The organism is Bartonella bovis 91-4, from assembly GCF_000384965.1.
In the GTDB taxonomy this organism is placed as follows: domain Bacteria; phylum Pseudomonadota; class Alphaproteobacteria; order Rhizobiales; family Rhizobiaceae; genus Bartonella; species Bartonella bovis.
In genome coordinates, this window is sequence record NZ_CM001844.1 from 417,362 (window position 1) to 441,878 (window position 24,517).

Genomic DNA, 24,517 nt, shown 5'->3' on the forward strand with positions numbered 1-24,517 from the left:
GTGGGAATTAAAATTCTTTCTAGGATAGGTGTATGTCGTACGATAGTTTTATTCGTGAAGTTAATGAAGAGCTCCGTCAGGAAAAAGTCCGTGCTTTTTGGGGGCGTTATAGTTTCTTGATTATAGTTTCAGCTATTATTTTTGTACTAGTGATAGCTATTTACCAAATTTATCATTATGAACAGATGAGTAAGGCCAGCAAAATTGGTGATACATTTATAACAAGCCTTAATTTAGCGGATTCACTTCAGTTTGATGAGGCGATGAATCAGTTGGAGAATGTCAAAATATCTGATTTTGGAGGGTATCCTTTTCTTGCCCGTTTACGTGAAGCTTCTTTGTTGATGCAGCAAGGCAATGCTGTTAAGTCGGTAGAGATTTTTGACGCGGTTGCGGCTGATAAGAAGGCACCACAGATATTACAGAGAGTTGCAAAAATTCGAGCAGCTTATATTTTAGTTGATATAGGCACGTTCGATGATGTTAAAAAACGTGTTAAGGACATGGCAAATGATATCGATCCTATGCGTATGTCTGCAAGAGAAGTTTTAGGTTTATCTGCTTATAAAGCTAATAAGATAAATGATGCGATTTATTATTTTCAAAAAATTTCTGAAGAAAATATTCTGGGGTTAAAAATAACTGATCGAGCAAAAATTATGCTTGAGCTTATTCAGTCTGAAAGAAAGGTGAGTAAAGGGGTAAATTAATGAGCCTCACCATTGCTATAGTTGGTCGGCCTAATGTTGGAAAGTCAACATTATTTAATCGTTTGGTTGGGCAAAAATTGGCTTTAGTTGATAATAAACCAGGTGTGACACGTGATCGGCGTGTTCATGAGGCAAAGCTTCAAGATTTACGTTTTAATGTAATTGATACGGCTGGTTTAGAAGATGAAAGTGATCAAACACTTGAAGGTCGTATGTTTTTTCAGACACAGATTGCTATTAAAGAAGCAGATCTTATCCTATTTGTACTTGATGCCAAGAGTGGGGTAACACCAAGTGATTTCAGTTTTGTTTCATTAATTCGCAAGTCAGGAAAACCGATTGTGCTTGTTGTCAATAAGTCTGAGTCCAAAATGGCAGTAGAAGGAGGGTATGAGGCATGGTCTCTGGGTTTAGGTGAGCCTTGCGCAATATCTGCTGAACATGGTCTGGGTTTTTCAGATCTTCGTGACGCAATTGTGAATGCTGTTAGTAAAGATAAAGCTTTTGGGCAAAGAAAAGAAGAAGAGTGCCTTCTTGCACGTTTTGCGCCTTTGGACAATGATGTTGATGATTTAGAAGGGAGATATTCTGTTTACGATGAAAGCAAACCTATTCGGATAGCAATTGCTGGTCGTCCCAATACAGGGAAATCGACATTGATCAATAGTATGCTGGGACAGGATCGTTTACTGACAGGACCTGAAGCTGGTATTACACGTGATTCTATTTCTGTAGATTGGGAATGGCGTGGTCGTTGTTTTAAACTCTTTGATACTGCAGGTTTGCGTCGGAAATTAAAAGTTCAAGAAAAGTTAGAAAAACTTTCTGTTGCAGACACTTTACGTGCAATTCGTTTCTCAGAAGTAGTAGTGATCGTTTTTGATGCAACCGCACCTTTTGAAAAGCAAGATTTACAAATTGCTGATCTTGTGATTCGTGAGGGGCGCGTTCCAATTATCGCTTTCAATAAATGGGATCTTATTGAAAATTGCCAAGAAGTATTGGCTGATTTACATAAAAAATGTGCTTGTCTTCTTCCTCAGGTTCGTGGTTTAAGAGCTGTTCCTTTATCAGGCCAATATGGTAAAGGGCTTGATAAGCTTATGGAAAATATCATGACGATTCATCGTGTGTGGAATCGCCGTATTCCTACAGGAAAACTTAATCGGTGGCTTGAAACTATAGTTGCGCATCACCCACCACCAGCAATTTCTGGGCGTCGACTTAAGATTAAGTATATAACGCAAATTAAGACACGTCCTCCGGGTTTTATGATTTCTTGTTCACGCTCAGAGGCAATGCCTCAATCATATTTGCGTTATCTTTCTAATGGGTTGCGTGATACATTTGATATGCCAGGGGTACCCATTCGTTTGTTACTGCGAACATCTGATAATCCTTTTGCATAATGAGAAAAATGACAATTTCTTTCATGTCTTGATTCATTTTTGGATTTTAAAAGGTTGAAGAATACGCATTTAATAACTAGCTTTTAAAGAAGATTAGCTTTGATGTGTTAAGTTTTTGAAACAAAAATAAATGTGTAAAATAAACGAAAATAGTATTGCGTTCATTATAACCAATGAAAAAAATTATTTTTTCATGTAAAGAAGAAATTTTTAACTATTTTAGTCACGTATTTGTACCAAACAAGTACACCATTGAAAGCGTTTTTTCAGTTTTGAGTATTTTGTAAAGATTTGGAGTGGTTATGCACTTCTTAGAAATGTTGTTTCTTCACCTTTTAGCAGTGTAATTAGGAGAGTAAGATAAGAGGGATTAATTGTCTTTTCTGCATTGGAAGAAGCATTTATGAGTAGCAATGCTGCGCTCTATAGTGATTTTTCGAAATAAAGAACATAAATGTCGCATTGAAGTTATTTATTTGAAATGCACATAAAAGAGAAAAAACGATTTATAGGAGTAAATTATTATTTAGAGTTTTATTACTCTCCTTTATGTACGCCATTACGTATTAATACTGAATTAGTTTAATTAACATTAGTTTGTATTGTGACGTATGATGGCTAAATATACACGAATCAAAAGATTCTAATAGGTAATTGTTCAATAGATTTCTAAAGCTGCACAATAAATATAGCTTTTTAAAGTGAGATCAAAAACGCATAATTACTAATTCTAGAGGAGTTATCTTATTGTTTCATGGTTAAAATTGATAAAATTGGGACATTTATTATAAAGTGTGTAATGTCAACCAAGAATTGAATCGTATTGATATGTTTTTTGATGATAAATCATTATTGTTTTATTTATTGATAAAAATCCTTGTGGTAGACGCTTTTAGGTAGCTTGACGAATGAATTCAGTAACAATATGTTGCAGACAGCTTTAGATGTATTTTGCTTTTGATTAAGGAGCCAATTATGGCAAAGGGCGATAAACCCGTTGTGCCACAAAAGGAGGCTAAAGAGAAAAGGCAAAAGGATTCTTTGCATTTAGAGAATTTAGAATGGCGTCGTCAAAATTTAGAATTGGCTTTAATGCGTAAGAAAGCATTAAAGACACAAAATTTTAAAAGCGAGAACAGAGAATCACAAAACAAGATAGGGCAAGCTGTTAAGTTATCGAGTGAATTTCTGGCAAGTGTTATTGTAGGTGTTGTTTTGGGGTTGGGATTTGATAAGCTAACAGGTTTATTGCCATGGGGGTTGATATTTTTTCTTTTTCTTGGATTTACTTCTGGTATAATGAGTGTTCTTCGATCTTTGGGGCGCATTGCTCCTAGCCAATTAGGGAAAGATAGCGTATCGCATCAAAAAAAGGTCGATCAAATTAATAAATGAGGTTAAAGTGATAGCACATGCTCCAGATCCTATTCATCAGTTTGAGGTTTTACGGCTGATTAATATTTCCATAGGGAATATGGATTTATCGTTTACAAATGTGTCATTTTTTATAATTGTTACGGTTGTTTTATCTTCGGTGTTTCTTTTTCTTTCATCATCAAGTCGAAGATTGGTTCCGACGCGAATGCAGTCTATTTCTGAAATGGCGTATGAATTTGTAGCGTCAACTTTACGTGAATCAGCTGGCGTGCAGGGAATGCGTTTTTTTCCTTTAGTGTTTTCATTATTTATTTTTATTTTGGTTGCCAATTTTATTGGTCTTTTCCCTTATTTTTATACTATCACCTCTCAGATTATGATTACTTTTTCATTGGCAATGTTGGTTATTTTGACGGTGATTTGTTATGGTTTTTATAAGCATGGGGTTTGTTTTTTTAAACTTTTTGTTCCTAGCGGTGTACCTGTTATGATTTTGCCTTTAGTCACAATGATTGAGGTTATTTCTTTTTTGTCTCGTCCTATTAGCCTTTCACTTCGTCTTTTTGCTAATATGCTTGCAGGTCACATTACACTCAAAGTATTTTCTGGTTTTATTGTCTCAATGGTTGGGGTAGGGGTTATAGGCATTGGTGGTTCTATTTTACCTCTTATCATGACTGTAGCAATTACTGCTCTTGAATTCTTGGTAGCATTTCTGCAAGCTTATGTCTTTACGGTTTTAACTTGTATGTATCTCAGTGATGCTGTCCATTCAGGACATTAATAAATAACGGTTTTTCGTCAAACAATGCAATTTCGCTTCAAAGGAGAATAATATGGAATTAGCACTTGCAGCAAAATATATTGGCGCTGGTCTTGCCTGCTTTGGTATGGCTGGAACAGCATTGGGGCTGGGAAATATTTTTAGTAGCTATCTTTGTGGTGCCTTACGTAATCCATCAGCAGCAGATAGTCAGTTTGGTCGTTTAGTTTTTGGCTTTGCTGTAACAGAAGCTTTGGGTATTTTTTCGTTACTTATTGCTCTTTTGCTTCTTTTTGCAGTTTAATCATATAAAAAAGGCATGTCTGTTTTTTTTGTGCAAAAAGCAGACATGGTCTTTTGCAGTTTTTAATATAAGGGAAGTAAATCAGGTATCATAGGTTCAAAATAAAGGGCCTCAGGTAGTTATTTGAAGGATAAAATAGAATGTTTATTTCCAGTGCTTATGCACAAGCTGCTGAAACACCCATAGAACGTATTGAAAATGCGGTAGAGCACGCAAACCGCGTATTTCCGCCTTTTGATTTTGTGCATTTTTGTTCTCACCTTTTTTGGTTGGCAATTTCTTTTGGTTTTTTTTATCTTTTTATTGCTCGGGTGATTGTGCCCCGTATCGGGAATGTTATTGAAACGCGTCGTGATAGGATTGCATCTGATTTAGATCAGGCTATGCGTATGAAGCAGGAAGCGGATACTGTGATTAAAGTTTATGAAAAAAAACTAGCAGAAGCTCGTTTACAGGCACGTATTATAGTGCGAGAGGCAAAAGATAAAATTAAAGAGAAGACCGATCTTGAACGAAAAGAAGTTGAAAAAAAATTAGAGAAAAAACTAGCAACTGCTGCGGATCAAATAGCAGAGATTCGAGATAAAGCTATGCAAAATGTTGGTTTAATTGCAGAAGAAGTGACTTGTGAAATTGTTAAGAAATTGCTTGATATTGATGTAAACAAGGAAGTTGTCAATTTAACTGTTAAAACTACGGGCTATAAGGAATCACAAGGATGACTGATACGTTTTGGGCTTTTATTGGTTTGGTTCTTTTTTTAGCTCTTTTAGCTTATTTCAAAGTTCCAACTATGGTGGCGCATAGTCTTGATATGCGAACAAAGCGTATCACAGATGAGCTTGATGAAGCTCTTCGTCTTCGTGAAGAGGCGCAGGAGGTACTGGCTGAATGTCAGCGCAAATGTGTAGAAGCAGAAAAAAATGCTCAAGAAATTATTGCTGCTGCTAAGCATGAAGTTTCAGTTATTGTTGCTGAGGCTCGCGCAAAAACAGAAGAATATGTTAAAAATCGCAAAAAAATGGTAAAGCAAAAAATTGCTCAAGCAGAGGCAGATGCAATTCGAGTTGTTTCTTTATCTGCTATTGATTTAGCAATTTCTTCTTCGCGTACGCTTATCAATAAAGAATTAGATTTTAAGGAATCTAATAACCTTATTGAAAAATCTCTCACTAAAGAGTCTCTTTCCAAAATGAAAGAATACCTCAATTAATACTACTTAAGAGTTTAAAGTACTAATCTTTTAGGGAGGAATATTCTAGGGGAAATAGGTTTGCGTAAACTTCCAAAAATTAGTGTTTTTATCAATCAAAAAATTATCTGTTGAGTACAATTTATTTTTCGAGGTTGATTGGAAATTACTGACTTTTACCTACCTTAATTTATGTTTTCTAAGTTTTTTACCAATTTATTAAAAAAACGTAATTTGTATTCAATTTTTACTATTTTGAAATTATTTAAAACACTGTTGAAAAATAGTTTATTATTTTTTTGAACTATTCGATATAAAGTATTTCAAAAATAACAAAAATTATTTTTATCATTTTTAAAATTGAAAAAACGTTAGATTTTAAATTGTAAGTTTCGAGAAATCCGTGACATTTTGTGTAACTGAACGGACACGTTCAAGAAGAGCAAAGCGATTAGCGCGAATGGCGGAATTTTTATCGTTTACTAATACTTTTTCAAAAAATGTATCAATAGGTTTTTTAAGTGGTACAAGAGCATTGAGTGCAAGTGATAAATTAGTTGCGTTGATATGATCATGAACCTTTTTTTCTACGTCAACGATTGCTTGATATAATTGTTTTTCTTCTGCTTCGATAAAAAGTTCAAGGTTAAGTGTGTTTGTTGTTGTAGTTCCTTTAGAGGATTGATTTTCAAGAATATTTACGACACGTTTTACAGAAGCTAAAAAGTCATTTCCATCATTTGTGTTGATAAAAACAATGAGAGATTCAATGCAGCGTGCAACTAACAAAAAATCATCAGCATCTTTGGTTAAAACTGCTTCGATAGCATCATAACGAGCTCCTTCATCTTTGAGATAAATTTTTAAACGTTCATGTAAAAATGACAAGAGATCTAATAAAATATCTTTTTTTATTTCTGAAAGAGTGTTTTGTTGTTGTGCAGCCTCTATTTTGGGGGATACATATTTGATTTTATGCTGTAAAAAAAGATCAACCGCTTGATAGAAGAGTGGCATAAGATTAATTTTCGAATCACGCGAAAGCACAAGCTTTATAATTCCTAGTGCTGCTCGCCTTAATGCATAAGGATCTTTTGAACTGGTTGGTTTTTCATTAATAAGCCAAAAACCAACGAGTAAGTCAATTTTATCAGCTAATGCAACCGCTATAGCGGTAGGTTCACGCGGGATACGATCTGTTGGTCCTAGAGGTTTGTAGTGATCTTCAATTGCTTTGGCCACGTGGTGATCTTCTCCTTGGAGAAGTGCGTATTTTCGCCCCATCAGCCCTTGTAGCTCGGGAAATTCAGCAACAATTCCTGTTTGCAGATCAGCTTTTGCAAGTATTGCTGCACGTTTCGCTAATAGAGGATCTGCTTGCACTAAAGGTGCAATTTTTTGTGCTAAAGCAGCGATCCTTTCTACCCTTGCGCCTTGCGTCCCTAACTTTGCATGGAAGGTCACATTTAAATAATCTAGCTGTGCTATTCGCTGATCAAGAGGTTTATTTAAATCAAGATCAAATTTTGCAGCAGAATCTTTTAGATACGCGATGTCCGGTAAATCATGTTGATCTGTTTGCCAAAAATAAAATGCATCGGAAAGGCGAGCGCGTACAACTTTGCTATTGCCCTTAGTAATTTCCTTACCACCATCATTTGCAAGAACATTAGAGATGAGGATAAAACGATTAGATAGTTTAATCTTTTCACCCTGTTTGCGAGTTACAAAGCATTTTTGATTAGCTCGAATAGTCAAGCGGATAATTTCCGGAGGAATATCAAGAAAACTTTTATCAAAATCGCCCATAAGAACAACAGGCCATTCAACAAGTCCTGCGACTTCTTCCAAAAGAGTATTATCTTGAACCAGCTCTAAGCCGTTAGCAAAACAAAGATTTTGAGCGTCTGCTAAGATAATATTTTTTCGCTTTTCTGTATCCAGAATAACTTTGTGAGCTTCAAGAAGAGTTATATAGTCATCAAAGCGGCGTATTTGGATAGGTTTTCCATCACTTAAGAAACGATGACCGTAGGTTAAATTATTGCTTTTAAGAGAGCCAACTGTAAATGGAATAATATGCGTTTCACCAATTTCTGGTCCGAAAACACAAAGAATGTTTTGTAAAGATCGAATCCATTTCAGAGCTCCAATTTTGGCTGAATCTTGACCCCAACGCATGGATTTTGGCCATGGAAAATTACGAATAATATTAGGCAAAATATCAGCAATAATTTCTTCTGCAGTCCGACCTTTTTTGATAATTTTAGCGACATAAAAATCACCTTTTTTACTATCATGCGCAATATGTGCTTCAGAAATGTCATTGAGGCCTGTGGCACGCAAAAAACCGTCAATCATATGTTGTGGTGATTTTATACTAGGGCCTCTGCGTTCTTCATAAGTATCTTGTGAGCTTGTAGAAAGACCACGTATATCTAATGTTAACCGGCGGGGTGTCCAATATTCACGGGCAGCTTTATAAGTTAATCCTGTATGAACAAGTTGGTTAGTAACACATTTTTTTAGATCAAAAGCAGCTTTACGTTGCATGCGAGCGGGGATTTCTTCACTAAAAAGCTCGAGAAGAAGATTAGACATTAGACTTCACCTTTTGTATGAGCTTGACCAGCCTCAGTTGACAGAAAGGCTTCACCACAACGGCGTGCTAAATCACGGATACGGAGAATATAACTTTGCCGTTCGGTTACAGAAATAACACCACGTGCTTGAAGAAGATTAAAAATATGACTAGCTTTAATACATTGATCATAAGCTGGTAAAACACATCGATGGCAACTATTTTCTTTGTTTGGTTTTCCAACATCAAGAAGTGCGATACATTCACGTTCTGCATCAATAAAATGTTGATGTAGCAGTTTGGTATCAGCAAACTCAAAATTATAATGTGAATATTCTTGTTCTGCTTGTAAAAAAATATCTCTATAACTTATTTTGTTTGCGCCATCTAAGCCATTAAAATTAAGATCATAGACGTTGTCGACTCCTTGGATATACATTGCTAAGCGTTCAAGTCCATAAGTAATTTCTCCTGAAACTGGCATGCACTCAATGCCACAAATCTGTTGAAAGTAAGTGAATTGAGAGATTTCCATTCCATCGCACCAGCATTCCCATCCAAGCCCCCAAGCTCCAAGTGTTGGGCTTTCCCAATCATCTTCGACAAAACGAATGTCATGCAGTTTTGTGTCAAGGCCGATGGCTTGTAGAGAGTTAATGTAAAGCTCTTGTAAATTTGGAGGAGAGGGTTTGAGAAGTACTTGAAATTGATAATAGTGCTGTAAACGATTTGGGTTTTTACCGTATCGACCATCTGTTGGACGTCGGGAAGGTTGAACATAAGCCACTTTCCAAGGGCGCGGTCCTAATGAACGTAACGTTGTAGCTGGATGAAAAGTTCCAGCACCTACTTCCATATCATAAGGTTGCAGAATTGCACATCCATATTGAGCCCAGTAATTTTGTAAAGTTAAAATAAGCCCTTGAAAAGAACGTGCAGGATTGAGATACTCGGGGAAGTTCACGTTTGATACTCTTAATATGTGATTAGTAGATAAATCAAAGCAATTTAATCTTTATTACTGTCTATTGCTTCGCATGGTCAAGCATTGTTGTGTCTTGCAAACCAAATTTCAGCTTTTCTTTGATTTTCTCTAAATTCTCTGGTTGTCCATCAATAGCGTGATTCCATTGAAATACTGCTTCACGTTTGCGCCCAACTTTCCAATAAACATCGCCTAGATGATCGTTTAATGTTGGGTCTTGAGGCTGCAATTTGACGGCAGTTTCCAATATTTCAGCAGCTTGATTATATTGCTTTAGTTTATAATGGGCCCATCCCAGAGAATCGAGAATGTAACCATTTTTGGGTTGTAATGCTGAGGCTTTTTGAAGCATATATAATGATTCTTCAAGTTTTTGATTACGATCAATAAGTGTATAACCTAGATAATTAAGGACTTGCGGCTGATCAGGGAATAATTCAAGTGCTTTTCGTAAATCAGTTTCGGCTTTTGTCCAATGTTTTAAACGTTCAAATGCAATACCGCGTTGATAAAAGAGTTTCCAATCATCTTTTTGAAAATCTATCCTCTGTGCAATAGCACGATTCATAACTTTAACAGCTTCAGTAAAGTTATTTTTTTGCATATGAATAGCCGATAGCGCTATATAAATAGTGCGATCATTAGGATATTTTTTCTCTAATGATGTTAATGATTTAATAGCTTCAGTGTGTTGATTGTTATTGGCAAGTGTTAATGCAAGCTGCAATTGCCCTTCTCTATAATAAGGCGAATGGGGTGATAAAGCACGATAAAGTTTAATCGCTTGATAAGGATCATTCAATTTAGCAGAGACGTTTGCTAGTTGGAACAATGTAGCGTCATTTTGAGGGTATAAAGTCAGAGATAATTGTTCGAAGATTCGTGCAACATGTTCTGATTTTCTTCGATTGAGTGTTGTTCCAAAGTCATACAATATTTCACCTGCTCCTTGTTGAGGTGTTTTAACGGGATTGTCTAAATTAGCGCCTTTTTCAATTTTTTGTCGGATGTTTTTAAGTATCTCTCGACCTGACAATATTTTTTCGCCGTTCTGAATGGTTTGAATAGCTTGGCTACGCATTTTTTGACGCAATTGAAATGAAGCATAAGCTATAATAATACGTTCATAGGTATCAGGAGAGACCATAGCACCCTGCTGATTGTTTAATGCTTGCATGAAATATTTTTTTGCATCTTTAGGGCGTTTTGCTAGATCGCTCATAAGAGCAAGGTGGTAGTGTATAAAAAGATTGTACCAAATAGGTCCTAGAAGCTTTTTAAGATCGGCTATTGCTTGAGAGTGATTACCTGATCCAAATGTAGCCCAAGCGCTTATCACATCAAAAGCTGGGTTATTGATTGCAGGAGATGTTTTTGGTTGTGGGAGAGGTTTAATGTCTTTGTAATTTTTTTTGATGAGGCTATCTATTGACAATGTCAGGGAAATGAAAGGGTGATGAATATTTTGTTCTTGTAATTTTTTTGCTTGTTTAACAGCCTCTTTAAATGCGCCTACTGAAAGCATTGCTTCGAAGACTTCTTTTTGTGCATCAATGTTATTGGGGTTATAGGTAAGCGCTTGTTTAAAATAATTGATAGCAAGATTAGTTTCATTTTCATGATTTGCAACTCTCCCTGCTAGATAAGCACCTGTAAATGAGCTTGCATCGGTAGCTGAATCAATTTTGCTATAGGTAAGTGAGGGCATCAACACGATTCCAGCTATAGCGAAAGTAAAAAAGCAAGACTTTATTACACAGTGCATAGAGCTCATCCTTCTTAAAAATCATGAATTTATTATATGATTTATCAACATATTAGGTTTCTTTGTAGAAAATATTATTATTTGTGCAAATAATCAGTTTACACGCGCAATACAAAAATCAACAATTTCAATGAATGCATTTTTTTGAGGACTTTCCTTCATTGAAGAAAGAGCGTTGATTGCACGTTTTCCATAGACGCGTGCCTGTTCTATTGTATCGGTTAGGCTATCATATTTTTCCATTAAATGTCGTGCGTGTGCTAAAGATTCATCATTATTATTATTGTTTTCAAGAGCTTGTTTCCAAAACGCTTTTTCTATTGCATTACCACGTGTATATGAAAAGATAACAGGCATAGTAATTTTGCCTTCTCGGAAATCATCACCTATATTTTTTCCTAAATATTCAGCACTGCCACTATAATCAAGTGCATCGTCAACCAATTGAAAAGCTAATCCTAATGATGTGCCATATTCGCGTAATGCTAAACGTTCCTCATGTTTATACCCAGCGATAATTGGCCCAACTTCAGCGGCTGCTGAAAAAAGTGCAGCTGTTTTTGCATTAATGATTTTAAGATAGTCTGAAACATTGGTTTCTATGTTTTGGGCAGCAGCAAGTTGCATGACCTCTCCTTCAGCGATAATTGCTGCAGCGTTTGCTAAAGTAGCAAGCGCTTCCATAGAACCAGCATCTACGATCATTTTAAAAGCTTGCCCTAAAAGAAAATCACCAACAAGTATACTTGCTTTATTTCCCCAAATCATTCGTGCGGTAGATTTTCCACGGCGGAGATTACTTTCATCGACTACATCATCGTGCAGTAAAGTTGCTGTGTGCATAAATTCAATTGCTGTTGCAAGCTTTATATGCCCGTCACCTTGATATCCAAACATATCAGCTGAAGCTAGTGTAATCATTGGACGCAATCGCTTTCCTCCCGATGAAATAAGATGGTTGCAAATTTCAGGGATCATTTCGACATCTGCTTGAGCCATAGAGATAATTAATTGGTTTACGCGCTCCATATCATCTTTGGTGAGGTTGATGAGAGCTTGTGAAGAAACCTGGTTATTTTTTTTATGATCTTGTTTTATGACAGCACCCAATTGTTTACTCCTAGAGTGTTTTCAATAGATATAAATAAGCTTTATTTTCTATTTGTAGCATAAAGCGGGATTACTTTTGACTCAAGCTTTGATACTACCCTGAAGTAGAAGTTTTTATATTTATAGAAGAATGTTTTTTCTACGCTTAGGAAATATAATTATTATGGTAAGTCAATAATTTTGAAATTAAAATAGTTAATTATAATTAGAAAAAGGACAATATAGGGATTATATGTTGGGCTTACGGATGGATAGCGATGACAAGTCATAGTGATGAGACAATTGATGAATTTCATCGTGGGAAGTTTTACTTAGTTCAACCACGTTTGCAAGGGCATCGTTCTGGTATGGACGCTATGTTGTTAGCTAGTCTGGTTCCTAATCACTTTAAAGGAAAGGTTGTTGATTTAGGTGCAGGTGCAGGTGCAGCGGGATTAGCAGTTGCTTCACGTTGTTTTGAAACTCATGTTACATTAGTTGAACGGTCAGCTTTTATGATATCTTATGCTCAAAAAACGCTTGCGCTGAAACAAAATAAAAAGTTATCTGACCGAGTGTGCTTGTTAGAAGCAGATGTTGCTTTAAAAGGTAATGCACGCTTAAAGGCAGGTCTGATGGATAATGTTTTTGATTTTGCGATTATGAATCCACCTTTTAATAATCCTGTGGATCGCAAAACACCTGATGAACAAAAATCTGAGGCACATGTTATGCCTGAAGCAATGTTTGACAATTGGTTACGCAGTGCAGCGGCAATTATTAAACCAGGTGGATATCTAGGGTTGATTGCACGCCCCCAATCACTTAATGATATATTACATGCTTTGGAGGGGCGCTTTGGTAATATATGTATAATTCCCGTTCACTCTCGAGCTAAAACGGCTGCAACTCGTATTTTGTTTTATGCAAAACGGGGAAGTCGAGCAGCTTTATCTATATTGCCGGCATTAATTGTGCATGAAGGTGAAGGTCATGCTTTTTCACCACATGTTGATGCAATTAATAATGGGTGTATAAGTTTATGGGAACTTTTTTAATGATATCTTGTGTTTTTTAGCTTATTTCTTAAATTCGAGTTAGGCTTTTTATTTATTTTCGAGTCACATTTTCTCGATTTCTTATAGGGAGATTTTATTTTGATTGACAATATTAAAAATCTTGTTCCACGTCGTTTTCTTTCCAATAAACTTGAAATTCCTGTAGTACGTCTTCATGGGGCAATTATGGATTCAACTTCAGTTATGGCCCGTACGCTTTCATTGGGTAGATGTGCTTCCCTTTTAGATAAGGCTTTTGCCGATAAAAAAGCACCAGCTGTTGTTTTAATTATCAATTCTCCTGGTGGTTCACCTGTGCAGTCACGTCTCATTTTTCAGCGTATTCGGGATTTGGCAAATGAGAAGAATAAACAGGTTCTCGTATTTATTGAAGATGTAGCAGCATCAGGTGGTTATATGATTGCTTGCGCCGGAGATGAAATTTTTGCTGATCCTTCTTCTATTGTGGGTTCTATTGGGGTTGTCTCAGCTTCTTTTGGTTTTCCTGAGCTTTTGAAGAAAATTGGTGTGGAGCGTCGTGTTTATACAGCAGGAAAAAACAAGGTTGTATTAGATCCATTTCAGCCAGAAAAGAAGATGGGTGTTGAACATTTGAAATCTTTGCAACTTGAAGTTCACCAAATTTTTATTGATTTAGTTAAAGAGCGACGTGCATCGAAGTTATCAGATGATTCAGATATTTTTACAGGGATGTTTTGGAGTGGAAAAAAAGGTGTTGAGCTTGGCTTGGTTGATCAATTGGGTGATGTGCGCTCTGTTATTAAAAGTCGGTTTGGTCATGAAACAAAACTTCGATTAATTTCTCCTTCCAAGAGCTTTTTAGGACCTAAAATGCCTTCGGGGATTACTTCTGATATGGTTTATACAGTAGTTGATAGTGCGTGGATGGCAGCAGAAGAGCGTGCGCTTTGGCAACGATATGGTTTGTAGTTGGAACATCATTTCAATCTACGCTTAATTTAATTAGCCATTTTACTTAGAAGCTCTTGCAAGAAAGAAAGGGATTTTAAATGATTCGGCTTATTTTATTCAGCTTAGTTGGTGTGGTGACCTTATATCTTTATTATTTGTTTAAGCGTCAGTTATACTGGTATTGGGTATTGCAACGTGTTTGCTATACAAGAGTTAAGTCGCGTACGGATATAAAAGGAACTCTTGTGAAAGATCTTTCACAGGTGGATATTACGTAAATGATATCAGGTATGCAAGCTTCTCTTAAAGAGGGTCTTCGTATTTTAACACCTATTAAGTTGAATCTGGCTTTGCATGTCGTGGGTCAGCGCGCTGATAGTTACCATTTGTTAGAAAGTTTGGTCTATTTTAGCCTTAGTGGTGATTGTTTAAATTATATACCTTTTACAAAAGATCAATTTGTTGTAAAAGGTCCTTTTGCTGATGGACTTGTTGCTGATTCAGATAATCTAGTTATTCGCGCTCGTGATTTAATGCGCAAGATATTTCCTGAAAATGCTAAACCTGCCTTTTTTCAACTTGTTAAAACATTGCCTATTGCTTCGGGTATTGGTGGTGGATCAGGAAATGCTGCTGGGGTTCTTAGTATATTGCGTCGGCAGTGGAATCTTAGTTGTTCTTGTGAGGAATTAGCAGAAATTAGTTTGGCACTTGGTGCTGATGTACCGATGTGTCTGTTTGCATTAGAATACCAGCAGCCACTTTTTATTCAAGGGATTGGTGATGATATAATGCGGCTAAAAGAAGCCTGTTCTATTGCAATGGTATTAGTAAATCATGGTCAACAAATTGCAACACCCACTATTTTTCAGGCTTTAGAAAAACGTGATCGTCCTCATTTAAAGATTGATCCAACGGCTTTAAAGACGGTTTTTTCATTGGTTGAAGCTTTAAAAGAAACGCGTAATGATCTTTTTGCTCCTGCATTAAAAATTGCACCTCAATTGGCTGATGTTTTATATGCATTAGATAAAAGTGGAGCTCTTTTTTCTCGCATGTCTGGTTCGGGTGCAACTTGCTTTGGTATTTTTAAAGATCAACAAGCAGCACAGAAAGCAGCTTTCCTTATTAAATCGGCACATCCAAATTGGTTTGTTAAATCAATTATGACTGTGGGAAGGTTTTGATAAGTAATGTGAAGACTAAGAGCTTCTGTTTATAGTAATAATTGATTAATTTTATGTTTTTCTGTTTAATATGAAATTCTTTATTCATATTCAAATACATTTGGAAAAGAGAAATAATTTCTTTATGACCCTTTAAAAAGGGTAGTTTAAAATAATTTTACTCAGTTGAGTAATAGGTATTTTTGAAGTGCTATTAGCAATAATATATTTATGTAGGTAAAGATAGGGGTTGCTCTTTCATTGAGATTATTATCACAATGTTTTTTTGTTTAGAAGGTTGGAAATGTTTACGCGAAAAACTTTAAGACCTTTTTTAAACAAATAAATTAAGGGAGTTTTGGTTATATTTTCGCAGAGTTTTTTATTGAAATGGTTGATGTTGTAATAATCTTATCATGTACAAGAGTGTGAGATAATCAATGGAATTTTCGTTTTTATTTTCCAGATTTGATTAAGGCATGTAAGTATGGATAAATAATATTTTATTGGAAAACTAATGCTTCCCCTATACTTGAATCTTTTTGTTATCGTGTTGTTTGAGAGTGAAAGAATATTAGAGTAAGCTATTTTTTCTGTAGGGCTTGCGGAAAATGAGTGGTAATGCAAAAATAAATATATGTTTCGTCATGTTCGCAATTTGTCAAATGTATTTAATATGCCACTTCAACCAGATTTTTCACACGAATTGGATTTACAAGAACAAGGTTTCTTTTATATAGCAGGTGTTGACGAAGTTGGGCGAGGGCCTTTAGCTGGACCTGTAGTAACAGCAGCAGTTATCTTAGATAAAAACCACATTCCTGAAGGACTGAATGATTCAAAAAAATTTTCTGCTCAACAGCGCAATCAACTTTATGGTAAAATTTTGCAGAATGCATTGACGATTTCTGTGGCAAGTATTTGCGCCCGTGCGATTGATCAATCTGATATCAGAAAAGCAACTTTAGAAGCAATGCGTCGCTGTATTACGGGGCTTGCCATTCCAGCTCATTATGTGTTGGTTGATGGGCGTGATATTCCACCTCATTTGCCGTGTCCAGCAACTGCTTTGATCAAAGGTGATCAACGTTCGGTTTCAATTGCGGCAGCATCCATTATTGCCAAAGTAACACGTGATCGAATGATGGAATGTGCTGGGCGGGTTTATAAAGGTTATGGTTTAGAAAAACATGTAGGTTACGCAACAGTAGCACATCGTACGGCTATCACTCAATATGGACCCATTTTAGGGTTGCATCGTTATAGTTTTGCACCACTGAAAGAAGATTATAAGGATGATATTTTATGACAATCCTGCCTCTTAATAGTGCTTCAATAAAAAAAGCAGTTGAAGTCCTTAAGCAGGGTCAATTAGTAGCTTTGCCGACAGAAACTGTTTATGGATTGGCTGGAGATGCAACTAATGGAAAAGCAGTTGCTTCTATTTTTTTCACAAAAAAACGGCCGCAATTTAATCCCCTTATTGTTCATGTAAGTGACATTGTTATGGCAGAACATTATGTGGAAATTGATGTGCTTTCACGTCGATTCATGGAAGCATTTTGGCCGGGACCTTTGACATTAGTTTTACCCTTAAAGGTTAATCATAATATTCATCCTTTAACGACTTCTGGTCTTGATACATTAGCTGTTCGTTTTCCTGTTGGTGGTTTTGCAGAAGTTATTCGACATTTTGGTCGACCTTTAGCTGCTCCCAGTGCAAATCAATCGGGGGGTCTTAGTCCTACTTCAGCTGTATCTGTATTTGCCTCTTTAGGGGTATCAGTGCCTTTAATTATTGATGGAGGATCTTCTAAGATAGGGCTTGAATCAACAATTATTAAGGTTTTTAATCAAAATGTCTATTTATTGCGTCCTGGAGGGTTAACTACTGAAGAAATTGAAGAAGTGGCGGGGCAGTCTTTAAAACGATTAGATCAACATGATGCAATTGAGGCACCAGGTATGTTAAAGTCACATTATGCTCCTAATGCTTTGGTACGTTTAAATGCACAAAAAGTAGAGAGTAACGAAGCACTTTTAGCATTTGGTCCGAAGCGCATTGTAGGTTCTGAAAATGCTATTTCTATTTTAAATTTAAGTGAAAGTGGTCAATTGGAAGAAGCTGCATTCCATTTGTTTGACTATATGAAACAGTTGGATTCATTAAATGTAAAGTGCATTGCAGTGGAGTCTATTCCATTTTACGGATTGGGTGTAGCTATTAATGATCGTTTAATGCGTGCTGCAGCTCCAAGAGGGGAATGAAAGTGGAGCAGGGTTTAATTGAGTGTTTTAGAAAAATTGTTGGTTCTGCGAATGCTATCACAGATCAATCTTTGATTGCACCATATTTGCTTGAAAATCGTGGGCTTTTTCATGGAAAAACGCCTTTGCTTTTACGGCCATCTTCAACAGATGAGGTATCGTCTATTATGCGTTTGGCCAGCAAAACACGTACACCAATTGTACCTCAAGGAGGAAATACTGGTCTTGTGGGTGCTCAGCAGCCAGATGATAGTGGGCGTAGTGTTGTTTTATCTATGGAACGCTTGAATAAGATTCGATTAGTTAATCCTGAGGGTAATTTTGCTGTAGTAGAAGCTGGTGTTATTTTGCATACTTTACAAAAAAAGGCAGATGAAGTAGGTCGTTTATTCCCTCTTTCTTTAGGCTCAGAAGGTTCCTGTCAAATAGGGGGGAATCTTTCATCTAATGCTGGAGGGACAGCTGTTTTAGCTTATGGTAATATGCGTGAGCTTTGTCTTGGTTTGGAAATTGTTTTGCCTGATGGGCGTATTTTAGATGATTTGCGTTTTGTTAAAAAGGACAATAGCGGTTATAATTTGAAAGATCTTTTTATTGGTTCGGAAGGGACTTTGGGGGTTATCACTGCAGCGGCTTTAAAGCTTTTTCCAAAGCCCAAAGGAAAAGCAGTTGCTTTTGTAGGTTTGCGCAGTCCGGCTAATGCTTTAAAGTTTTTATCCCTTGCTCAAGGTTGTGGGGGGGCATTTTTGACTGGTTTTGAGCTTATGGGAAAACTCAGCTTACAAATGGCTTTAAACTATATGATGCATGCTAATTCGCTTTTTGAGCATGAGCATGAATGGTATGTTTTAATTAATATTTCATCGTTACGTAGTGATGATGAAGCGCTATCGGTGTTAAACGTTATTTTGGAAACAGCTTTAAAAGATAATATTATAGAAGATGCGATTGTGACACAGTCATTAAAACAGCAAGATTTTTTTTGGCAATTGCGTGATAATATATCACCAGCGCAGAAGTTAGCAGGAGGGTCTATTAAGCATGATATTGCGGTACCTATTGCTTCCATTCCTGACTTTATTGCTCAAGCTGCTCTTATTGTTGAAGAGATTGCCCCAGGTGCACGGGTGGTGTGTTTTGGTCATATGGGTGATGGGAACCTCCATTATAATATTACGCAACCTATAGGGGCTGATACTGCATCATTTTTGCAATTATACTCACAAATGAATGACCGGATTCATTATTTAGTGATGCATTATCAGGGTGCATTTTCTGCTGAACATGGAATTGGGCAGCTCAAGCGGAGAGAACTACGCACTTTTAAATCACCCGTTTCATTAGAAATTATGGATGCGATTAAAAAGATATTCGATCCTTTAGAAATTATGAATCCTGGAAAAGTGTTGTAAATTGAAAATCGTGAACATTTTTCTATTCTTATTAAGGTTTTGATAACTGAGAAAAAACCAAATTTTTTACCTAAAGCTTAATAATTCAATGAGAAAAAGGTATTATAGAATATATGTTATTGAAAAAAATTGGGGAAACTACATGGCTAATCAATGTTTTAATCGGGCAAAAGTAGGGTCTGAGTTTCGGTTAGATCCGTGCCATTTGCCACAAACGGCGACATATTTTGTATCAAAAACAGGAAATCACATGATTTGTTCATTGAATCAGCGAAGTGTTTCTTTGAAAGTTGATAATTCCTCCAGTCTGTCACGTTTGATTCCAGCTTATCACTTCAAAGGAATTGCGACGCGTATAGTAGAAACTCTTACAGGAGAAAAAGCTGTCGCATTAGAATTGTTCCATACAGATGAAGAAGCTTGTATTCCACTTTTAGTTTCTAGAGATTTGAATAATGTTCTTTTAGATTGGCGGTTATGGAGAAAGATTTATAATCTACCGATGTTTATGATTTGTGAGAATGAGAACATTATTACTATCAAAGATCATTCTATTTTACGTCAATTTTTTGATATGACATCACCATCCTCTAGGAATAAAGGTTTTTTGCTCCGTTGTGGTGATTCATTAGGTTTACGTTTAATGATCACCAATCAAATTATCTCACAGTAAATTGATATAGATTAATTTTTTCATGTTATATGGGTAGATGTGTTGATTTCAAAGGCGTTTATATTTTTCATTGATTGTGATGAAAGGGTAGTTTTAGCTATATAATTGGGGAAAATCTTTTCTCAATTATACCTGCTGCAATTATTTGTGTTTTTAGGGCATTAGACTTAGTATGTTCTTATGTGTACAAAACATATCACTTCATGGAAAGTGGTTGGCAAATTGGTTGTAAAAATAGACAAGATAGTAAGGAGATCATGTGATTTGTAGTTTTTGGATTTTGGGCATCTACTCCTTTCATCTAAAGTTTTTATGAATAAAGGATAATAAACAGATCAATTTATCTTTTTATTTGTATGAAATAGCTCACCTCAAAAAAAGAGCTCAAAAGATCTTTTTTTGTGCAATAGCACGCCATCCAATATCCCGACGAGCAAAACCTTGTGGCCAATCAATACAATCGACAGCTTCATAGGCACGTTTTTGTGCGTGTGTAACAGTTTCTCCTATTGCTGTTATATTTAAAACGCGTCCACCATTAGCGATTAATTCTCCATTACATAAAGCTGTGCCCGCTTGGAAAACTTTTACATCAGGAAGAGCATTTACCTTATCAACATTTCGGATAACACTGCCTTTTTGAGGAGCATTTGGGTAGCCTTTGGCAGCCATAACAACTGTTAGAGCGGTTTTTTCAGACCATTGAATTTGTTTATTTTTAAGGTTTCCTTGAGCTGCTGCAAGGAGAAGTGGTAAAATATCATCTTTTAAGCGCATCATTAAAACTTGACATTCAGGATCACCAAATCGTACATTAAATTCAATTAATTCAGGCCCTTTTTGGGTTATCATCAATCCTGTGAAGAGAATACCTTTAAAAGGGGCACCCATTGCGGCCATATCACGCAAGGTAGGTTCAACAATTTCTTTGAGAGTACGGTTAATTATTTCCTCAGTCATAATTGGAGCTGGTGAATAGGCTCCCATGCCACCAGTGTTGGCTCCAGTATCGCCATCACCAACACGTTTGTGATCTTGTGCTGATCCAAAAGGGATAGCGATTTCGCCATCACAAAGACAGAAAAAGCTCGCTTCTTCACCTTCAAGAAATGCCTCGACAACAATTTTCTTTTTTGTATTATCGAACGCATCTTCAAAGTAGACATCAACGGCATCAAAGGCTTCTTTCATTGTCATAGCCACAACAACACCTTTACCGGCAGCCAGGCCGTCAGCTTTAATAACGATAGGGACGCCTTGCTGGCGAATATAGGATTTAGCTTGTGAAGCATTGTTAAAGCATTGATAGATACTTGTAGGGATGTTATTTTTGTAACATAAATCTTTTGTAAAACTTTTTGAGCCTTCCAATTGAGCAGCTTTTTGAGTGGGGCCGAATACACATATGTCAGCAGCATTAAGAGAGTCAGTTATACCTTCAACCAATGGTCTTTCTGGTCCAACAATGACAAGGTCAATAAAATGTGTTTTACAGAAATTGATAACAAGGGGATGATCATTGATGTTTAAATCAATATTTTCACCTAATTCTATTGTTGCAGGATTTCCAGGAGCACAATATAATTTTGTAAGTAGCGGTGATGCTGCTATTTTCCATGCTAAAGCATGTTCTCGTCCACCTGATCCGATAAGAAGAACGTTCATGATTTGCTCCTACTATAAAAGATGATTAAATCAGTTTTTCTTTCATAAGAATGAAATGGTTCTATCGCAAGACCAAAGGTGAAATCATTTGATGAAAAAAAGTAAAAATATTTTACATATTCAATCCTGTGAAAATCAAGGACGAGTTATGGATGCGCCTCCTAAACAATGGGTCTACTATTTCCTTCCTTGTTCTTTATGGCTCTATGCTCAATTAGCACGTTGGGATAGACCTATTGGATGGAAATTGTTGATGTGGCCTTGTTTTTGGTCAACAACCATGGCTATGCTTTCCTATGAGATGCCCCAATTACCCCTTTTGTCAATTATAGTGTGTTGGATTTGGTATCTTTTTCTTTTCTTTTTAGGTTCCATAGCTATGCGGGGTGCAGGCTGTACCTGGAACGACCTTGTTGATCACGAAATTGATTCTCAAGTAGAACGAACACGTTCTCGCCCACTGCCTGCAGGTCAGGTGAGTCGGTTTCAAGCAAAAATTTTTATATTAGTGCAGTGTTTCATAGGTTTAGGTGTTTTATTGCAGTTTAATGTATTTAGCTTTTTTTTAGGTATTTCGTCCTTAGTGGCGGTTGCAATTTATCCTTTTATGAAACGTATAACAAATTGGCCGCAATTTTTTTTAGGCATTGCTTTTAATTGGGGTGCATTGATGGGATGGGCGGTTGTGTATGGAAGTCTGAGTTGGGCACCAATTGCACTTTATGCAGGATCAATTTTATGGACGATTGGATATGATACAATTTATGCTCATCAAGATAAGCAAGATGATGCTATTGTTGGTGTGGGTTCTACAGCGCGCCTCTTTGGAAAAAGCACCAAATGCGCACTAGTAATTTTATATAGTGGTTTTATAATGCTAGTCAGCTTGGCATTTTATTTAGCGCAGGTATCCATTCTTAGCTTTGTAGGGGTTTTTATTGCTGCCATCCACATGTTTGTTCAAATCAAAGTCATCGATATAGATGATAGCTCACAATGTTTAAAACTTTTCAGATCCAATTCGTTTGTTGGTTTTTTTATTTTTGCTGGTTTGGTATGTGGAGGTATTTGGATGATATTGCATCCTACTATTTAAGAACAATCTAGTTGAGAAGTAAGGTCATATATTCTGTAATAGTAGAGCAGAAAGCCAGTATTATAAGGCAAAGGCTTCATATTTTAAAGAGTTAAATGGCTAAGGATAGAGTCTTTGTTTTTGCCAGTTATTTTGTTCAATAGAGTCACGTGTGAAGAGTAAACGGTCGTGTAGACGAAATGGCCGATCACACCAAAATTCGATAAAAAGAGGTTTAATGCAAAAACCAGACCAATAAGGTGGGCGTGGAATATCGCCTACTGCGTAGCGTGCAGTATATTTAGCAACTGCTTTTTTGAGGGCAAAAGGGCTTTCTAATGGTTGAGATTGTTTAGATGCCCATGCGCCGATTCGACTTTTTCGTGGTCGTGACTGAAAATACGCATCTGCTTCTTCAGGATTGATTTTTTCAACAATGCCTCTAATTCTGATTTGACGGCGAAGTGATTTCCAATGAAAACCTAAAGATGCTTTCATCGATCCTAAAATTTCTCGTCCTTTACAGCTTTCATAGTTGGTATAGAAGACAAAACCTTTAGGACTAAAATCTTTAAGAAGAACTATACGGACATTGGGTAAACCTGTTGCATCAACTGTTGCTAATGCCATAGCATTGGGATCGTTTATTTCGCTTATTTTTGCTTCTTCAAACCAATTTTCGAAAATTGCGAAAGGATTTTGCGTTTGTATAAAATCATCATTCGTTTGTGTTTTATTATTCATGATATACTCCACTGTTAGTTAGTGTGAGTGAGAAATTCTTTGATTTATTTTTGCCATCAAAAAATAAAATGTTGTTATGTTTTTGTTCTAAAAACCCAATGACTTTATATATTTTTATTATGGTGTTTCAATTATGTTTATCTTTAACATAGGGTGCCATAAGCTATATTGAATTAAAAATATCTATTTTATCTGGTATTTTGTTTTTTTATAAACATATAGATAAGAAAAATGATTTTATTGAATAGCTTGATGAAGTAGTAAAAAATATTTAACGATATACTGTTTGATATTAAAAAACGAAAAGGCTAGAAAGAGGGCAATATGCGTGATCCCTATACGGTTTTGGGTGTGACACGTACCGCAAAACCGCAAGAGATTAAATCTGCATTCAGAAAATTAGCAAAGAAGTATCATCCAGATCACAATATGGGTGATGCTAAAGCTAAAGAAAGATTTTCTGAAATTAATCAAGCTTATGAAATTATAGGCGATAAAGATAAAAAGGCACAGTTTGATCGCGGCGAAATTGATGCAGAAGGAAAACCACTTTATCAAGCTTACGGTACTGGGGGAAATTTTAGGAACAGACAAAATCCTTTTACTGGTGGTACAAGAAGTTTTGATTTTGGGGCATCAGGTACTGCAAGTTTTGATGCAAGCGATATTTTTCGTGATTTATTTGGAATGGGAAGGAATTTCTCAAATTCAACGCAATATAGTCAGCCTCAACAAGGGGCTCATGTTCGTACTAGTCTTTCAATTACATTAGAGCAGATGGTAGGCGCAAACAAAGTAGAAGTAACTTTTCCTACTGGGAAAAAATTAAAAATTAAATTACCAGATTATGTTGAAGATGGACAAACCATTCGTTTAAAAGGCCAGGGGGAAGAGGTGGCGCATGGGCAAGCAGGGGATGCTTTGGTAACTATTCATATTCAGAAACATCCTCGTTTTCGGGTTGAAGGGCGAGCTCTTCATCTTGATTTGCCAATTTCTCTTAAGCATGCTGTTTTAGGGACCAAAGAAGAAGTTGATACTTTGGAAGGGCGTGTAGTTTTGACAATTCCCCCATGGTCGAGTTCTGATCGTGTTTTACGGCTGAAAGGAAAGGGGCTTCGTTTAAAAAGTGGTGAAAGAGATGATCTTTATGTGCATGTTCGTATCATGTTGCCAGAAGGTGGAGATGCTGCTTTAGAACAGTTTTTGCAAATGCAAAACAATTAACACCTTTTTTCTTGTACAAAAGATAGCTTAAGTTTGATTTTAAACCAATTGCTTGAAGAAAAAGGTAACCTGTGTCATAGGCATATAGATAATGTTTATGTCAAATAGCAATGAGGCAGTG

Annotated in this window: 22 protein-coding genes; 16 read left to right on the top strand and 6 right to left on the bottom strand. The window is 36.3% G+C overall.

Going from position 1 to position 24,517, the window contains the following annotated elements:
* Window positions 1-32: 32 nt before the first annotated feature.
* The 7 genes from BBBE_RS01805 (at window position 33) to BBBE_RS01835 (ending at window position 5,776) form a co-directional block, all read left to right on the top strand.
* Window positions 33-710, top strand: a complete 678-nt coding sequence (locus tag BBBE_RS01805; RefSeq protein WP_010700910.1) for a DUF2659 family protein — start codon at window positions 33-35, stop codon at window positions 708-710.
* A complete protein-coding gene (gene der / locus BBBE_RS01810; RefSeq protein WP_010700911.1) occupies window positions 710-2,119 on the top strand; it encodes a ribosome biogenesis GTPase Der in 1,410 nt (469 codons plus the stop codon). The genes BBBE_RS01805 and der overlap by 1 nt, the downstream gene beginning before the upstream one ends.
* 975 nt (window positions 2,120-3,094) lie before the next feature.
* Window positions 3,095-3,514 (top strand): AtpZ/AtpI family protein, encoded by a 420-nt coding sequence (locus tag BBBE_RS01815; protein ID WP_010700912.1) that lies wholly within the window; start codon window positions 3,095-3,097, stop codon window positions 3,512-3,514.
* Between the two features lie 7 nt (window positions 3,515-3,521).
* Window positions 3,522-4,280 carry a F0F1 ATP synthase subunit A gene (locus BBBE_RS01820; RefSeq protein ID WP_010700913.1) on the top strand — a complete coding sequence of 253 codons (759 nt, stop codon included), beginning with the start codon at window positions 3,522-3,524 and terminating at the stop codon, window positions 4,278-4,280.
* Window positions 4,281-4,332: 52 nt separating this feature from the next.
* The gene (locus tag BBBE_RS01825) at window positions 4,333-4,563 is read left to right on the top strand and encodes a F0F1 ATP synthase subunit C (RefSeq protein WP_010700914.1); all 231 of its coding nucleotides are present in this window, start codon (window positions 4,333-4,335) and stop codon (window positions 4,561-4,563) included.
* Between the two features lie 140 nt (window positions 4,564-4,703).
* A complete protein-coding gene (locus tag BBBE_RS01830; RefSeq protein ID WP_010700915.1) occupies window positions 4,704-5,285 on the top strand; it encodes a F0F1 ATP synthase subunit B in 582 nt (193 codons plus the stop codon).
* Complete coding sequence (locus BBBE_RS01835) at window positions 5,282-5,776, top strand: F0F1 ATP synthase subunit B (protein WP_010700916.1); 495 nt, start codon at window positions 5,282-5,284, stop codon at window positions 5,774-5,776. Before BBBE_RS01830 ends, BBBE_RS01835 begins: the two co-directional genes overlap by 4 nt.
* Before the next feature lie 357 nt (window positions 5,777-6,133).
* Here BBBE_RS01835 and glyS read toward each other — a convergent pair whose 3' ends face one another.
* From glyS to BBBE_RS01855, 4 genes are all read right to left on the bottom strand, one after another.
* On the bottom strand, window positions 6,134-8,356 hold the full coding sequence (glyS, locus tag BBBE_RS01840) for a glycine--tRNA ligase subunit beta (RefSeq protein WP_010700917.1): 2,223 nt from the start codon (window positions 8,354-8,356) through the stop codon (window positions 6,134-6,136).
* A complete protein-coding gene (locus tag BBBE_RS01845) occupies window positions 8,356-9,300 on the bottom strand; it encodes a glycine--tRNA ligase subunit alpha (RefSeq protein ID WP_010700918.1) in 945 nt (314 codons plus the stop codon). Before BBBE_RS01845 ends, glyS begins: the two co-directional genes overlap by 1 nt.
* Window positions 9,301-9,361: 61 nt before the next feature.
* A complete protein-coding gene (locus BBBE_RS01850; protein ID WP_010700919.1) occupies window positions 9,362-11,086 on the bottom strand; it encodes a tetratricopeptide repeat protein in 1,725 nt (574 codons plus the stop codon).
* A gap of 93 nt (window positions 11,087-11,179) precedes the next feature.
* A complete protein-coding gene (locus BBBE_RS01855; protein WP_010700920.1) occupies window positions 11,180-12,196 on the bottom strand; it encodes a polyprenyl synthetase family protein in 1,017 nt (338 codons plus the stop codon).
* A gap of 257 nt (window positions 12,197-12,453) precedes the next feature.
* Here BBBE_RS01855 and BBBE_RS01860 point away from each other — a divergent pair, with 257 nt between their 5' ends.
* The 7 genes from BBBE_RS01860 (at window position 12,454) to BBBE_RS01895 (ending at window position 19,685) form a co-directional block, all read left to right on the top strand.
* A complete protein-coding gene (locus BBBE_RS01860; protein ID WP_010700921.1) occupies window positions 12,454-13,233 on the top strand; it encodes a tRNA1(Val) (adenine(37)-N6)-methyltransferase in 780 nt (259 codons plus the stop codon).
* A gap of 99 nt (window positions 13,234-13,332) precedes the next feature.
* Window positions 13,333-14,184, top strand: coding sequence for a S49 family peptidase (locus BBBE_RS01865; RefSeq protein ID WP_010700922.1), 852 nt, complete (start codon window positions 13,333-13,335; stop codon window positions 14,182-14,184).
* Window positions 14,185-14,444: 260 nt separating this feature from the next.
* On the top strand, window positions 14,445-15,353 hold the full coding sequence (locus BBBE_RS01875; RefSeq protein ID WP_010700923.1) for a 4-(cytidine 5'-diphospho)-2-C-methyl-D-erythritol kinase: 909 nt from the start codon (window positions 14,445-14,447) through the stop codon (window positions 15,351-15,353).
* A gap of 616 nt (window positions 15,354-15,969) precedes the next feature.
* Window positions 15,970-16,641, top strand: a complete 672-nt coding sequence (locus tag BBBE_RS01880) for a ribonuclease HII (RefSeq protein ID WP_010700924.1) — start codon at window positions 15,970-15,972, stop codon at window positions 16,639-16,641.
* Window positions 16,638-17,600 (top strand): L-threonylcarbamoyladenylate synthase, encoded by a 963-nt coding sequence (locus BBBE_RS01885; RefSeq protein WP_010700925.1) that lies wholly within the window; start codon window positions 16,638-16,640, stop codon window positions 17,598-17,600. Before BBBE_RS01880 ends, BBBE_RS01885 begins: the two co-directional genes overlap by 4 nt.
* Before the next feature lie 2 nt (window positions 17,601-17,602).
* Window positions 17,603-19,012, top strand: a complete 1,410-nt coding sequence (locus BBBE_RS01890; RefSeq protein ID WP_035464634.1) for an FAD-binding oxidoreductase — start codon at window positions 17,603-17,605, stop codon at window positions 19,010-19,012.
* Window positions 19,013-19,154: 142 nt separating this feature from the next.
* Window positions 19,155-19,685 (top strand): DUF6101 family protein, encoded by a 531-nt coding sequence (locus tag BBBE_RS01895; RefSeq protein ID WP_010700927.1) that lies wholly within the window; start codon window positions 19,155-19,157, stop codon window positions 19,683-19,685.
* A gap of 384 nt (window positions 19,686-20,069) precedes the next feature.
* Here BBBE_RS01895 and purD read toward each other — a convergent pair whose 3' ends face one another.
* Window positions 20,070-21,350, bottom strand: coding sequence for a phosphoribosylamine--glycine ligase (purD, locus tag BBBE_RS01900; protein WP_010700928.1), 1,281 nt, complete (start codon window positions 21,348-21,350; stop codon window positions 20,070-20,072).
* Window positions 21,351-21,441: 91 nt separating this feature from the next.
* Between purD and ubiA the strand changes: the two genes are divergently transcribed.
* Window positions 21,442-22,446 carry a 4-hydroxybenzoate octaprenyltransferase gene (ubiA, locus tag BBBE_RS01905; protein ID WP_010700929.1) on the top strand — a complete coding sequence of 335 codons (1,005 nt, stop codon included), beginning with the start codon at window positions 21,442-21,444 and terminating at the stop codon, window positions 22,444-22,446.
* A gap of 99 nt (window positions 22,447-22,545) precedes the next feature.
* Here ubiA and pdxH read toward each other — a convergent pair whose 3' ends face one another.
* Window positions 22,546-23,169 (bottom strand): pyridoxamine 5'-phosphate oxidase, encoded by a 624-nt coding sequence (pdxH, locus tag BBBE_RS01910; RefSeq protein ID WP_010700930.1) that lies wholly within the window; start codon window positions 23,167-23,169, stop codon window positions 22,546-22,548.
* A gap of 324 nt (window positions 23,170-23,493) precedes the next feature.
* Here pdxH and BBBE_RS01915 point away from each other — a divergent pair, with 324 nt between their 5' ends.
* Complete coding sequence (locus BBBE_RS01915) at window positions 23,494-24,396, top strand: DnaJ C-terminal domain-containing protein (RefSeq protein WP_010700931.1); 903 nt, start codon at window positions 23,494-23,496, stop codon at window positions 24,394-24,396.
* Window positions 24,397-24,517: the final 121 nt, after the last annotated feature.

Excerpts from the sequence above, each read along its gene's own strand:
- BBBE_RS01915 (WP_010700931.1), top strand. The coding sequence starts at position 23,494 with ATGCGTGATCCCTATACGGTTTTGGGTGTGACACGTACCGCAAAACCG.
- der (WP_010700911.1), top strand. The coding sequence starts at position 710 with ATGAGCCTCACCATTGCTATAGTTGGTCGGCCTAATGTTGGAAAGTCA.
- glyS (WP_010700917.1), bottom strand. The coding sequence starts at position 8,356 with ATGTCTAATCTTCTTCTCGAGCTTTTTAGTGAAGAAATCCCCGCTCGC.
- BBBE_RS01860 (WP_010700921.1), top strand. The coding sequence starts at position 12,454 with ATGACAAGTCATAGTGATGAGACAATTGATGAATTTCATCGTGGGAAG.
- BBBE_RS01815 (WP_010700912.1), top strand. The coding sequence starts at position 3,095 with ATGGCAAAGGGCGATAAACCCGTTGTGCCACAAAAGGAGGCTAAAGAG.
- pdxH (WP_010700930.1), bottom strand. The coding sequence starts at position 23,169 with ATGAATAATAAAACACAAACGAATGATGATTTTATACAAACGCAAAAT.
- BBBE_RS01875 (WP_010700923.1), top strand. The coding sequence starts at position 14,445 with ATGATATCAGGTATGCAAGCTTCTCTTAAAGAGGGTCTTCGTATTTTA.
- BBBE_RS01885 (WP_010700925.1), top strand. The coding sequence starts at position 16,638 with ATGACAATCCTGCCTCTTAATAGTGCTTCAATAAAAAAAGCAGTTGAA.
- BBBE_RS01825 (WP_010700914.1), top strand. The coding sequence starts at position 4,333 with ATGGAATTAGCACTTGCAGCAAAATATATTGGCGCTGGTCTTGCCTGC.
- BBBE_RS01835 (WP_010700916.1), top strand. The coding sequence starts at position 5,282 with ATGACTGATACGTTTTGGGCTTTTATTGGTTTGGTTCTTTTTTTAGCT.
- BBBE_RS01850 (WP_010700919.1), bottom strand. The coding sequence starts at position 11,086 with ATGCACTGTGTAATAAAGTCTTGCTTTTTTACTTTCGCTATAGCTGGA.
- BBBE_RS01830 (WP_010700915.1), top strand. The coding sequence starts at position 4,704 with ATGTTTATTTCCAGTGCTTATGCACAAGCTGCTGAAACACCCATAGAA.
- purD (WP_010700928.1), bottom strand. The coding sequence starts at position 21,350 with ATGAACGTTCTTCTTATCGGATCAGGTGGACGAGAACATGCTTTAGCA.
- ubiA (WP_010700929.1), top strand. The coding sequence starts at position 21,442 with ATGAAAAAAAGTAAAAATATTTTACATATTCAATCCTGTGAAAATCAA.
- BBBE_RS01880 (WP_010700924.1), top strand. The coding sequence starts at position 15,970 with ATGTTTCGTCATGTTCGCAATTTGTCAAATGTATTTAATATGCCACTT.
- BBBE_RS01805 (WP_010700910.1), top strand. The coding sequence starts at position 33 with ATGTCGTACGATAGTTTTATTCGTGAAGTTAATGAAGAGCTCCGTCAG.
- BBBE_RS01895 (WP_010700927.1), top strand. The coding sequence starts at position 19,155 with ATGGCTAATCAATGTTTTAATCGGGCAAAAGTAGGGTCTGAGTTTCGG.